This is a genomic window from Idiomarina seosinensis (assembly GCF_044797955.1).
GTDB classification, from domain to species: Bacteria; Pseudomonadota; Gammaproteobacteria; order Enterobacterales; family Alteromonadaceae; genus Idiomarina; species Idiomarina seosinensis_A.
In genome coordinates, this window is sequence record NZ_CP085211.1 from 523,280 (window position 1) to 537,059 (window position 13,780).

The window sequence follows — 13,780 nt, forward strand, 5'->3', positions numbered from 1 at the left end:
GCGCTGAGAAGTTCACGTGCGTCAGGACGCACGGTACGAGGTGGGGCAGTAGGTCGCGTCCTGACGCGACAGAGGTCCACGTGCGTCAGGACGCACGGTACTTGTCGCAGAAATCCACGTGCGTCAGGACGCACGGTACGGGATGGGGCAGGTAGGTCGCGTCCTGACGCGACAGAAATTCACGTGCGTCAGGACGCACGGTACGGGATGGGGCAGGTAGGTCGCGTCCTGACGCGACAGAAATTCACGTGCGTCAGGACGCACGGTACGGGATGGGGCAGGTAGGTCGCGTCCCGACGCGACAGAGGTCCACGTGCGTCAGGACGCACGGTACTTGTCGCAGAAATTCACGTGCGTCAGGACGCACGGTACGGGGTGGGGCAGTAGGTCGCGTCCCGACGCGACAGAAGTCGCAGTGAGCGCAGCGAGCCAAGTGCGGCCAACACCAACAACATCCAGCCGGCACTACCGCCGCTGGAGCCACTGGTTGTCTCCTCGACCGGTGGTAACGGCGCGGGTGTGACTTCGGCGGTGAACGAGTAGCTGGCGGTATCGCTGGCGCCCTCGCTGTCGGTTACTATCACCTCAACCGTGTACGAGCCTTCGCTGTTCGCGGTTATCGTCACCTCATTGGTATCAACACCGGTTAAGGTCAAGTCACTGCCGTCTCTTTGCTGCCATTGATAGGTTAATGCATCGCCGTCCGGGTCTGAAGCGGAGGCCGACAGCGTAAAGCTTTCGTCAACCTCAACGGTGCTGACCGAACCGTCAATGCTGACCGTCGGCGCCCGGTTAACCGAACCATTACCATCACCTTCGGCGATACTTAAATCCAGAGAATAGACAATCTTGCCACCGTCGACATAATCCAGTACCACCTGAAACTCATAATCCCCGGCCTCTAGCTGACCGATATTAAACACAAAGCGGTTATCCTGCTGCGACTCGGGCGTGTCGTACACCACATCTTCGGCACCGGCCACCAAACGGCGAATTTCCAGCGTATCCCAAAACGAGTTATCGGCAAGATCCGCCAGGGTCACTTCCAGTAAAATGTCCTGGCCTTCCACCAGTTCCGATAAAACCTGCACGTCCTGAACCCGATTACCGTCTTCGGCGTATCCGGTCAGCGACAAGGTGACCTGCTGATCCGCACGCTCGCCCCAGCGGGCCAGCATTTTCCACTCACTGTTACTGCTAATGGTCACCGGATCGCCTTCAACCTGAATGCGACGCTGAGTCGCCACATCACCCTCGGTTACGTTATAAGAAAAGCCCGGCAGGCGGATATCACCGGTTTGCTCCACAGTCACAGAAGCGTCCGTGGGCAGGTTGTTCAGCAACACCCTGATGTCGTAGGGCTGCTCGTTCAGTAAAAACTCGCCCTGTTCAAAAAAGCCGTAGGCCGGGCTTTTCCGCGGCTCACGGGGTGTATCGCCAAGCCAGAGTACCGACGAAACCTGGTACTCATTAAAGTTAGTATTTACCAGCGCTAAGGGCAGCTGGTAGGGGTTGCGCAAGTCATCAGCCGTAAATTCAGCCGTCAGTTCATTAGGCCTTTTTAACAGAGTCAGTGTTGCCGTGCGCTGCGCACCATCGCCACTGATACTGACATCAAACCATTCGCTGGCCTGTGCGATACCCTCCGTTAACGCCGGGCGCGAGCCATCTGCCGCTGTATAAGTTGCCAGCGCAATGTCGCCGTTAGCCAGGCTCTCGTCAGAAACCATAAAGTTAATCGCGTACTCGTTAATGCCATCTTCCACCCATAACGCATTGCTCTGGGTCAGCAGATAAGCCGGCTGAGCTCCGCTTTGGTCAAGATTGGCCTGGTATTCGCCAATCGGCCGGTAGCCTTCACCGGCATTACGCTGCGGAGCTAAAACACAAGCCCGCAGCTGGTTGGTATCAATTAAAGTCCCCTCAGCCGACCTGCCCGTGACCTCAGTCGCTGCAGCAATTTGCGAGGCGCTGAAAAAACGGTTGGTACTGCAGGCGCGGTTTAACAAAAGGTGAGTTTCATCTGACCAGCCCGTCCAGGTTAAGGTGGCAGCACCGTCGCCGTCCGGGGTCAGGCTCATCGGTGCGTAGTCCTGGTGGCTGGAATAACCCGCGGCCCAGGGCAGTGTCAGCCCTAAAGCCCTGCTGGCATTTGCAGCTTCAACCACCGCCTCAGACTCGCCGGCGGGTTCACCGTCAATAATGACAGCGGGATTAGAAAAAACAGGCGCCGGTTCGCAGGCAGCCCCGTCAAAAACATCGGTGCAGCTGCTTTGGTACGCCATAGTCGAATAAAAAGCACCGGAAGGTTCAATGTAACCATAAGGAATGTGATTATCGAACGACTCGCCGGCACCGTCTTCGTTATTGGTCAGGGTATAGCGGTCGTGATACAGGCCTAAATTATGACCCAGCTCGTGGGCAAAAGCGCCGCTGCCAAGGCAGCCGTAATTGGTGTAAGCGATATGAAAATCAAGGGAGGTGGCGTTAAATTCATTATTTAAGTCAATCTCGCTGGAAACAAACGCCTGCCCGCAGACCTGGTCGGTAATGCCGATGTAATGCACCACGTCCGCATCGTAGACATCTTTTAAGCGCTGAACCTCGCCGCTTTGCACCAGCTCATCCAGCACATCGTCGGTGGGTGAATTAATGTAGCGGTCGGTGGTGCTGGGTAACTTAACCGCATGGGTGCCGATAATCCGGTGATCATAAGTCAGTTCAGAGTTAGAAAAAATGGTGCGGGTCAGGTTTTCTGCCCCCTCCAGGTCCGTTTCAAACTGCCGACCAATGCTGTTAACCCGGGCAGGCAGACGGGGATCAAACAGCACCAGGGTATCAACCCGGGTTAACTGCTCATCGGCCGGTGCAGGGGACAGCATAGGTTCATTATTAACCGTGTCCGCCACATTCGGCTGCCACGCCTGGCCCTCTGGTACATCGTTAAAATCATCGCGTCGGGGACGCGAGCTACTGGGTTGCAGAGGTTCCTTACGCAATCCAGCGGCGACCTGTTTTATTTCGGTGCCGGCGTCCGACTGATAAATCTTGGTCATCGAGCCGTCGCGGTGCTGCAGTACCGTTAAGGTCACATCAGGGCCTTGCTGGATAAATCCGCGGTAGGCGTTTTTACCATTAACCTGCTGCAGGGTCTGCAGGACAAAAAAACCGTCATCAGGGCGGCTGGATTCGGCAATCTGTAGTTGTTGCGCGTCTAAGGTAAGGGTTGAGCCAGCGATTAAGTTGCCCCCGTCAATAAGTTGATGCACGTCCGGCCAGGCATTTGAACTGAGCGCTGCTGCAGGCAAAGATAACAGGGTAGCCAGGGTTAGCGGTAAAAAACGCATAAAGTATCCTTGTCTTTATTTTTAACATAACTTTTACATAAATGCCTGCCGCTAAGCAAGTCGCGCCAATGCTTAAATGATAGAAAACCGCTTGCAAATTAGCCGGCTCCGCGCTACAGTTGGTGGTAATCATCCGCAGTGACGCGGAGTGATTGGCCAATCTAGAATACGAATACACATTGAGGTGTAATTATGAAAAAACTTACAGCATTATTTGCTGCTGCGTTGTTGGCGTGCGCGCCTGCAATCGCTGCTCCGCAAACGGGTGCAGAAGCTGGCGGCGTTAGCGCTACCGGTATCGGTGCTATGTCAACAGCGTCAGTCGCAGCCATAGCAGTAGGCGTTGCGGTCGCGGTTGCTGCTGTTGCCGACGGCGATGACGATGATGGTGGTGTTGATCCAACAGACCCAACGGATCCGACCGATCCTACGGATCCAACTGATCCGCCGGGCACTACAACCAGCACGGCAACAAGCACCAGCACTAGTACAAGCACTAGCACAACGACTTCGACTAACTAATCATTAGTCTGGTAAAAGATAAAAGACCGCCCTTACCTAAGGGCGGTCTTTTCGTTTATACTGCCCGAAAATCAAAATAAGCGTAACAACTGTGGCTGCAACACTTACTCAACTTTTATCGGCTTTAATCTTTATCGTTCTGCTGTCTGGCTGTGGTTCACGCATCGACTCGATGCAGGAAACCATCGGCTATGCCGTTTTCGGCAAGCCGGATGTTACCCTCAGTGCTGAGGAAATTGCCGAGCAGTCGTTTCCGTTACAGTACCTTACCCTGGGCGAGCAAAGCCGTATCACTCTGGGCCTGGGTTTTGATGACAAAGGTCTGTATAAATGGCTTTCCGGGTCGCAGGAAGTGATGGTGACTAAAAATGGCCGCATTGTGCAAACCCAGGGACTGGTCGCGCAGGGTCAACAACAGGATCTTGAGTGGGTCAGCGATCTTGATCATGATCCGCTGGCCTGTATTACTGCAGGAGGCAGTGATTGCGCGCAGCGCTGGTCGGCAGAGGTGCAGCTGGGTAGCGGGCTAAATTCTCGTACCCTGCGGGTTAACAGTCTATTCAGCCCCCGGAGTATTGAAACACTGCGGGCCCCTGATGGCACTCAATTATCCGTACAGCGCTGGCAGGAGCACGTGACATCGGGTGATCACAGTTGGAGCAATTGGTACTGGGTAGAGCAGCAGACCCACCGGGTGGTCAAAAGCGAGCAACAGTTAAGTCTGAGCTTCCCCCGGGCGCACAGCGAAGAAATAAAACCCTATGTGCGCGATCTTAACGCTGGAGAAGCCCCGCAATGAAAAGTTTTTTCTGGCACAGCCTTTTGCTGCTGGCAGTGACACTGGTGGCCAGCACCGTCAGCGCCCAGCAACGTATCAATGTCGTGGTTCAGTACCCCGGGCTGCAGCAAAACGACACAACGCTGCAATACAGTCAGCCGACCCGCTTAAGCCAGGTACTGGACGATGCCATTGCACCGCTTAACCCTCAGCAGCTGGCGCAAATTAACTGGTCGCGCGCGCGGTTAGGTAGTGACACTTTAAACCAGCAGTTTGCCGAAAAAAGACAGCAAGTCACGGATCAGCTGGCCGGGCTGGCGGATTTCTGGCAGCAGCGCGGCCGCCATAAATACCGCGCCGGGGCGGACTACCTGCGTCGGCAGCTTAACGACTTACGCTATTTTCCGGCGTTTTACATGGGCATCGAACTCGATCGTACCCGCACCGTCTTGCAGCAAAACCCTTTGTTAAGTGTCGCCGATGGCAACACTTTTTATTTGCGGCTTGCGGCCGGCCTGCCGCCGGTGCGCGATTTAGGACTGGATGCCAAAAGCACTGCCGCCGCGGATACCCAGGCCTTTGCTCTGGCCCCTAACGGCGACATTGCTCAGGTACCCACAGGCTTATATAACCGCAATCAGACCCCCCAGTGTTACGCTCATCGCGTGAGTAACCCTTTACATAATAAGTACACCGGACAATGTGCAACGCCGGTGACCTTAGCGCCCGTGCATTTATTGCACATTCATGCGCTGGCAGAGGATTACAAAAAGCTTAACAGTAACATTGCCGAAATCCTTAAATTCGCCATCGGAGATGCGCAATGATGTACACCAGCAGCTTGCGCCCAACCCGTAACTCGCGCCAAACCCGTAACTTGCGCTTAACCCGTAGCTTGCGCTTAAGCCGTAACTTGCGCCCCTGGCGCAAGCCAAACTTAAAATCCTGCGCCAAAGCCGCAAGCGTCGGCTTGATGTTACTCTCGACGACAGCTCTCGCCCAACAGCCAACCCAGGCCGACAGCGGTGGTGCCGGCCTTATGCAAATGCCGACAGCGCGCATGAACCGCGAGGGCGAATTCACCGCTTTTTACTACGACAACGAAGAATACCGCCGCATGGGGCTGTCGATGCAGCTGTTTCCCTGGCTGGAAGCAACCTTGCGCTATAACGACGTACGGACCCGTAAATACAGCCCGATCCCCGATTTTAGCGGCGATCAAACCTATAAAGATCGCGGTGTTGACATCAAACTCAGACTGCTGGAAGAATCCCAATGGTTACCCGAAATGAGCCTGGGTCTGCGCGATGTGGCCGGCACCGGGCGCTTTGCCGGTGAGTACATTGCCGCCTCTAAACGCTTTGGTCCGGTGGATTTTACTTTAGGTGTGGGTTTTGGCTATTTAGGCCGTGAGGACAACATTGACAATCCATTTTGTGAAGCGGCCGACAGATTTTGCCAGCGGCAGACCGATTATGGCAAAGGCGGAGACTTTCAGGTGGATGACTGGTTCAGCGGCCCGGCCGCAGTTTTCGGTGGTATCGAGTACCAGACCCCCTGGCAACCGTTAAGTTTAAAACTTGAGTACGACGGTAACGATTACGAAAGCGACTTTTCCGGCACCCCGATAGTGCAGGATTCTAACTGGAATTATGGTCTGCATTACCGCCTGACAGATAACCTGAATTTGCAAATGAGTTACGAGCGCGGTAATACATTGATGTTTGGTTTTAATTTACGTGCCAACTTTAATGACATCAGCCAGGTTAAAAATACACCACCGATTGCCGAGCCTGCAGCGCCGCCACAAACTAACATCGAGCAGCTGGACGCACCACGGCTGGCGGGCTTGATTTACTGGAACAGCGGCTTTGGGGTTAACAAGATCACGGTCAGTAATGACGGCAAAAGCGTTAACGTATACGGCTATCAGACCATGTATCTGAATCACCGCATGAGCATCGACCGGGCCAGCGCCATTCTGGCCAATAACCTGCCGGCTTCGGTAACCGAATACCGTTTTATCGACAGCGCCCGGGGCATGCAGCTGGCGCAGGTTAGTGTCGATGCCGCTACCTATAAGCGGGCTTTTTACCGCGCCGATATCACCACTCGCTACGAAGACAGTTACCAGTTGGTCGAAGTTAACGACGAACCACAAACTGCCCTGTGGCAGCGGGACCATAAAATCCGCTGGCCCAATATTGGCGCGCGGCCGTTTTTAGAGCAGTCCATTGGCGGGCCGGAAAACTTTTACATGTATCAGTTACGTCTGGATGCCTACATTAACTGGATGCCGCTGGAAAACCTTCGCGTAGATAGTGTTGTCAGCACTAAGTTACTCAGTAACTACGACGATTTTAATTACCTGCAGGAGCGCAATAATACCGACGTGCCGAGGGTAAGAACCTTTGTGCGCGAATACGCGACCATGTCCGATGTCTGGCTGACCAACCTGCAGGCCACCTACGCCAAGCAGTTAAGCGATAATTGGTATGCCTCCGTTTACGGCGGCTATCTGGAACGCATGTTTGGTGGTATCGGCAGCGAATGGATGTACCGCCGACTGGACAGTAACTGGGCCGTTGGGCTGGACATTAACTACGCCAGGCAGCGCAGTTTTGAAACTCAGTTTGGCTTTCGTGACTATGAAGTAATGACCGGCCATTTAACCGCTTACTATGAACCGGAATTCTGGCCGGATACGCGCTTTAAAGTTGCCGCCGGACGCTTTTTGGCTAAAGATAACGGCGTCCAGGTGCAGATGGAAAAGAAATTCGACAGCGGCATTATTGCCGGTGCCTATGCAGCAAAAACCAACTTATCGGCTGAAGAATACGGCGAGGGCAGCTTTACCAAGGGCTTTTACATCAGTATTCCCTTTGATTTATTCCAGATGAATCACAGTGGAAAACGCGCTAACATCGGCTGGTCACCATTGACCCGTGACGGCGGCCAAATGCTCGGCCGCGGCAACACGCTGGAAGGCCTGACCGACGCCCGCAGCCGCTATTACACCGACTGGGATTGACCCGCTCGTGCCTGGTAGGTCGCGTCCTGACGCGACACATTGTTTTTCTTGCGTCAGGACGCAAGCTACGCCGATGGCGGATAAAAACGTACGCCGATGGCGAATAAAAACGTAGGTCGCGTCCTGACGCGACACAAACGATATCTTACTTGATAGTTAACAGCAGACCCAGTAAGCTATCGCCGGTTAAGCATTTGCATTTTTTGAGGGAATATCATGGCCGGGATTCGGGCGCTAGCAGCAGCCATTCTTACGACGGCGTTAGTCGGTTTTTCAGCTTTATCTTTAGCCCAAGGCAATAGCCCGTCCAATCTGACACCAGAACAAATTCAACAATTTCAGAACCTGCCGCCGGCGCAGCAACAGTTAATTGCCCGCCAATACGGCATCGATATCGATCAGCTGCGGCAGCAACAACAAAGTTCGCAAAAGCAGCAATCTGAAAGTCAGTCCAACATCTTCCCGCGTGGTACCGATTTTGATGACATGGGCAATCCCATTTTCCCTGATGAAATCAATAAGCTGTTTAAAGAGGAAGAAGAAGAGCTTAGCCGCTTTGGGGCCGATTTATTTGCCAGCGAACCGAGTTCTTACTCTCCGGTAAAAAACATTCCCATTCCATCGCATTACCTGGTGGGTCCTGGTGACACCGTCAACATCGTGCTGTTCGGCAAAGAAAGCAATACCTATGACATCGAAGTAAACCAGGACGGCAGTATTATTATCCCTAAACTGGGACCAATACAGGTTGCCGGCTTAACCTTTAATGAAACCAAAGCTCTTATCCGCGACCGCATAAAAGAACAAATGATTGGTGTCGAAGCGGCTGTCAGTCTTGGCGAATTACGCTCGATACAGGTCTTTGTAGTGGGTGAAGCTTACCGTTCCGGATCTTACACCATTAGTTCGTTATCAACGATTACGCAGGCGCTAGTGGCTGCCGGCGGGGTCTCGGATATTGGCTCGGTCCGCAACATTCAGCTGAAGCGTGCGGGTGAAACGATAGTGACCTTTGATTTGTACGACTTGCTGATCCAGGGTGATGCGTCAAACGACCTGATGCTGCAGTCCGGCGATGTGGTCTTTATTCCGCCCGTCGACGAAATGGTCACGGTAAAAGGCGATGTTGTGCGCCCGGCCATCTATGAGCTGACCAACGAACAGCATTTACAGGACGTACTGGCGTTAGCCGGGGGGATGAAAGCCTCAGCGTTTAAAGAGCAGGTGATCATTGAACGGGTAGCACAAAGCGACCGGCAGCTACTGACCGCCAACATGACCAGTGAACAGGGCCGAAACCAGCAGGTTGTCGATGGCGATACCATTGAAGTGAAGACGACGGCCGGTGTGCCTTCTAACAGTGTGACCCTGGTGGGTGCGGTTACCCGACCGGGTAAATACGCCTGGTACGACGGCTTTTCACTCAACGACTTAATTCGTTCCGTTAATATGGATTTGCTTCCGGAAGCGGACCTTAGCTACGGCATCATCGTGCGCGAGGACAATAATCAGCGCGATATTCAGGTGCTGCAATTTGATGTTGCCGGAGCGATAAGTCAGCCAGGCTCTGATGATGACCTGTCGCTCAGCCCCCGTGACTTTGTGGTGATTTTTAGCGCCTTTGAAGAAAAAGCCGAAAGTACGGCCACCATCGATAACCTGGCTTTAAGCGAAGACGAGCGGCAGCAAAAGCAGCGCCGGGAATTGTTAAAACAATACGAAATGCATTTTGTGCAGCAGCTGGTTGTCGACAAGCAAAGTGAAGCCGAACGCGAAGCAGAGATGGAACGTCAGCGCGACAATTTATCGTCACTGTTTGTACAGGGCGATCAAGAAGAAGAGGAAGATGTCGATTACACCGAGTTTTCACGGCATCGCTTATTAGAACCCATTTTAATGAAGCTGCGCAGCCAGAGTCGCCTTGGCTCCACCGCGCAGCTTGTTTTTGTTGACGGCGAAGTCCGCTATCCCGGGATTTATCCGCTGCCGGTAAATGGTAATGTTAAAGATCTGGTGCTGGCTGCCGGCGGCTTACAAGAGTCTGCCTATCTGCAGCGGGCCGAAATCAGCCGGGTAGAAATACAGGGCGAAGAGGCCGATGTTGATTATATGGCCTTTAATCTAGCCAAGGCGATGGAAAGCGAAATTAATCAGACCCTGCAGGGTCGGGATCGGCTTAATATCTTGCGTATTCCGCAGTGGCAGGAAAATTATCAGGTCGAAATCGCCGGTGAGGTGCGCTTTCCGGGCTCTTACTCGATTCGCCGCGGTGATACCTTAAGCAAACTGATTGAACGTGCCGGCGGCTTAACCGATTTTGCTATGAGTGAGGGCGCTGTCTTTACCCGTGAGGTGATTAAAGAGCAGGAACGCGAGCGCATGCGGCGCATGGCGCAGGACTTACAGCACGAAATTGTCACGAACAGTATTACCAATACCACGCAGGCCGGTAATGTCAGTTACAGCGAAATGCGTAACCTGTTAAAAGACCTGACAGCGGTCGAGCCGGTTGGTCGTATGGTCATTGATTTGCCCAGCATTTTGGCAAACCGGGCTGACCAGGATATTCAGCTGCGTGATGGTGATATGCTGCACGTACCGACCCAGCAGAACTCCATTAATATTATTGGCGAAGTTCAGTTTGCCTCGGCGCATCGTTATAAAGGCGGCACGACCGTGGATGATTACATTCGCATGAGCGGCGGCCTGAAGAGTAAAGCCGACGAAGAGCGTATTTACGTGATCAAAGCGGACGGTTCGGTTCAGCAGCGCGAAAGCTCCTGGTTTGCAGTTACTCACAGCCAACTGGAACCGGGTGATACGATAGTGGTGCCACTGGATTCTATGTACATTGATAACCTGAACCTGTGGACCTCGGCAACCCAGATTGTCTATCAAATTTCTGTAGCGATAGCTGCAATTGCCGGTTTGTAAACGGATGAGCCGGATCCTATGAAAGCATTATTAAAGCGATTACTGCCCAAGACACTTATCGGACGCCTAAAAAAGGCGAAAGAGCAACTGGGCAGCGGCTTTATCCGTTTGATGGGCCGCTCTCGTTTACTGGCAAAGCTTGGCTATGGCGTATTGTCATCGCGGTTTTCGCGCGAGAATTTCGTCACCGCGGCAGGCATACGCCGGCATCATCAATTGAACCAGCAGCCGCAGCAACAGACCCATGCACGGCTGCGCCGTAATACCCACCGGCTGGAAAAAGGCTTGCTAATGCAGCCGCGGCGTGAGGTATTCGGTCTGGCTTATCTGCATCAACTGGTGTCAGATTTTAGCGACCAGGCAGCTAAAAATGATGCCTGCAGCGAAGAGCTGCAATGGGCCAGCAGTGTACTGACCGAGTTCTTTCTTGTCGCTGATAACAATGAACCAGCGATTAAAGCGGCTAAAGACCGCTTTACGGCGGTTGGCTATCAGTCGGAAACCGTGGCTTATAAGCCCTACCGACGCGATACGTCGTTGCACAGTCAGGTCGAGTTTGAAGACTTTAAAAAGCTGGCGATGCAGCGGCGTTCGGTGCGCTGGTTTACCGATGAGCGGGTTCCAAGGCCATTAGTTGAACGGGCCATGGGCGCGGCAACGCTGGCCCCCAGTGCCTGTAACCGACAGCCTTTTAACGTGTACATTGTTGATCAGGGCGACAAACTTAAACGGGCGGTAAAACAGCCCATGGGGACCAGCGGCTGGGAGCATAATATTCCAATGCTGGCGGTGTTTGTCGGGGACTTTTCAAGTTTTGAGGCGGCCCGCGACCGGCATGTACCCTACATTGATGCCTCGTTGGCTGCAATGAACCTGATGCTGGCGCTGGAAACTTTAGGTCTTTCCAGTTGTCCGATAAACTGGCCTGATATTGAAATTCGCGAGCAGCGAATGGCAAAATTATTGAAACTCGATGACTGGCAACGCCCGATCATGTGTTTAGCTATTGGCTATGCGCAGGAAGAGGGCGGTATTGCCTTCTCGCAGAAAAAACTACCCGAGCAGTTAATACGTTATGTGGATTAAACGAATGAACCGAATGAATACTGGAACGAGTAAATTACGCGGCTTTACTCTGATTGAGCTGTTGATTGTAATCGTTATATTAGGGCTGTTGGGCTCGTTAGTGGCGCCGACGATGTTCTCTAAAGTAGACTCGTCAATGAGAAAAACGGCATCAGCGCAAATCAGTAACTTTGAAACAGCACTGGATACCTATCGGCTGGATATTGGCCGTTACCCGGATCGACTGCAGCAATTACGCGTCGGCGAGCACCCTAATTGGGATGGTCCCTATCTGCCAAAAGAAATCCCCACCGACCCCTGGGGCAATGAATACCAATATAAAAAACCCGGTTCTGACGGCCGCGCCTACGACTTATACTCCTTAGGTAAAGATGGCCAGCCGGGTGGTGAAGATGACAATGAGGATATCTACAACCAATGAGTCAGTTGACCCGTTTGTTGGTCGAAAAATTCAGTGTCGACCCCATTGATGTAGAAAAAGCCCAGCAGTTTCAGACTAAAAATGGCGGGCGATTAGAGCGAATTCTGCAAAATATGGGCGCTTTTTCGTCAGAAAACCTGCCGCCGTTTTACAGCGAGCTGCTGGGTTTTCCGTTAATGACCCTCAGCGATGTCGAAAACCTGCCAACAGACGCTGCAGCCATAGCCCTGACACAAAAAGAGCAACTGAACACCCTAGGCGTTTATGTTTTAGCGATGGACCAGTCCGGTCGGCCAAGAACCTGTGCGGTATCCGACCCGCTGGATTTAAAAGTGAACGAATGGGTTGCCGGCCAGCCGCAACTGGTTGATATTCATCTGGTGACTGAAGATGCTGACACGGTGTTAGCCGAGCGCTACAGCGAGCAAAACGAAGACACAACATCCAGCCTGACCGACATCGAAGAGGACCGGCTGCGCGAGCTTGCCAGCGAGGCCCCCGTTGTTAATTTGCTGAATGCACTGATTGCCCGCGCACTCAGGCAAGGCGCTTCGGATATGCACGTAGAGCCTGCGGGTCTGAAAGGACGGGTACGTTACCGTATCGACGGGGTTTTGCACGAAGTTGAGAATATTCCTTCCTCCATGCTGTTACCGGTGATCACCCGGCTTAAAATCCTGTCCAATATGGATATAGCAGAAAAACGTCGGCCTCAGGACGGTAAAATTCAGCTGAAAGTCGACGGCAAAAGCGTCGATATCCGGGTTTCTGCTCTGCCGGTTGGCGAAGGCGGTGAGAGTGTGGTAATGCGCTTTTTGCTGCAGGAGTCCTTGTCCTACGATATTAAGGTATTGGGTATTGAACCCGATACCGAACAGTTGTTGCTGGAAGATATTCAGACAACCTCGGGCGTCATTTTGTTAACCGGCCCGACCGGCTCTGGTAAAACGACCTCATTGTATTCATTTTTAAGCCGGCGTAACTCCGAAGACGTTAAAATCATTACCCTGGAAGACCCGGTCGAATATCGTCTGGCCGGCATAAATCAGGTGGCTGTGCAGTCAGAAATTGGTTACGACTTTGCCAAGGCGCTGCGCTCTGTCGTGCGTCAGGATCCTGATATCATCATGGTGGGTGAAATACGCGATAAGGAAACCGCTAATATTTCGATGCAGGCGGCGCTGACAGGGCACTTAGTGTTCAGTACCCTGCATACTAACGACGCGCCCACCGCGTACACCCGGCTACTGGATTTAGGGGTCGAAGAGTTTTTAATTAACTCAGCGGTTAAGTCGATAGTCGCCCAGCGGTTGGTGCGAAAACTCTGTCCTGAGTGCCGGCGCCCGGCAAGTAATACCGAAGAAATTGTCAACAAATATAAACTTGCCAAATTGAGTGAAGAGCGGGGCATAATACCGCAAGTCCATGAGGCAAACGGTTGTGAGGCCTGCAATAACACCGGCTATAAAGGGCGGCTTGCCATTATCGAATACATGCGCTGCGATGATGATATTCAGGCGCTGGAAAAAGACGAACGGTTTTTAGAAAATGCCCGGCGTTTAAATCGCACCAAGGGCTACCGAAACCTGTTACAGGATGGTTTTGTTAAAGCCTTACGCGGCGATACCACCATAGAAGAAGTGCTGAGAGTGGCAGGTTAA

The 13,780-nt window shown here is 52.9% G+C and carries 9 protein-coding genes; 8 read left to right on the forward strand and 1 reads right to left on the reverse strand.

Going from position 1 to position 13,780, the window contains the following annotated elements; translation table 11 throughout:
- Positions 1 to 356: 356 nt before the first annotated feature.
- The gene (locus tag LG288_RS02475) at positions 357 to 3,347 is read right to left on the reverse strand and encodes a PKD domain-containing protein (protein WP_404401702.1); all 2,991 of its coding nucleotides are present in this window, start codon (positions 3,345 to 3,347) and stop codon (positions 357 to 359) included.
- A gap of 192 nt (positions 3,348 to 3,539) precedes the next feature.
- Here LG288_RS02475 and LG288_RS02480 point away from each other — a divergent pair, with 192 nt between their 5' ends.
- From LG288_RS02480 to LG288_RS02515, 8 genes are all read left to right on the forward strand, one after another.
- Positions 3,540 to 3,869 carry a hypothetical protein gene (locus LG288_RS02480; protein WP_404401704.1) on the forward strand — a complete coding sequence of 110 codons (330 nt, stop codon included), beginning with the start codon at positions 3,540 to 3,542 and terminating at the stop codon, positions 3,867 to 3,869.
- A gap of 91 nt (positions 3,870 to 3,960) precedes the next feature.
- Entirely contained in the window at positions 3,961 to 4,668 is a 708-nt protein-coding gene (locus LG288_RS02485) for a YjbF family lipoprotein (RefSeq protein ID WP_404401706.1), read from the forward strand.
- Entirely contained in the window at positions 4,665 to 5,474 is an 810-nt protein-coding gene (locus LG288_RS02490) for a capsule biosynthesis GfcC D2 domain-containing protein (protein ID WP_404401708.1), read from the forward strand. Before LG288_RS02485 ends, LG288_RS02490 begins: the two co-directional genes overlap by 4 nt.
- Positions 5,471 to 7,678, forward strand: a complete 2,208-nt coding sequence (locus tag LG288_RS02495) for a YjbH domain-containing protein (protein WP_404401710.1) — start codon at positions 5,471 to 5,473, stop codon at positions 7,676 to 7,678. The genes LG288_RS02490 and LG288_RS02495 overlap by 4 nt, the downstream gene beginning before the upstream one ends.
- Positions 7,679 to 7,894: 216 nt before the next feature.
- Positions 7,895 to 10,612: an SLBB domain-containing protein gene (locus LG288_RS02500; protein ID WP_404401712.1), complete on the forward strand. Its 2,718-nt coding sequence runs from the start codon at positions 7,895 to 7,897 to the stop codon at positions 10,610 to 10,612.
- An 18-nt stretch (positions 10,613 to 10,630) separates the two neighbouring features.
- A complete protein-coding gene (locus LG288_RS02505; RefSeq protein ID WP_404401714.1) occupies positions 10,631 to 11,698 on the forward strand; it encodes a nitroreductase family protein in 1,068 nt (355 codons plus the stop codon).
- Between the two features lie 13 nt (positions 11,699 to 11,711).
- Complete coding sequence (gene gspG / locus LG288_RS02510) at positions 11,712 to 12,119, forward strand: type II secretion system major pseudopilin GspG (protein WP_404401716.1); 408 nt, start codon at positions 11,712 to 11,714, stop codon at positions 12,117 to 12,119.
- Positions 12,116 to 13,780 (forward strand): GspE/PulE family protein, encoded by a 1,665-nt coding sequence (locus LG288_RS02515; protein WP_404401718.1) that lies wholly within the window; start codon positions 12,116 to 12,118, stop codon positions 13,778 to 13,780. The genes gspG and LG288_RS02515 overlap by 4 nt, the downstream gene beginning before the upstream one ends.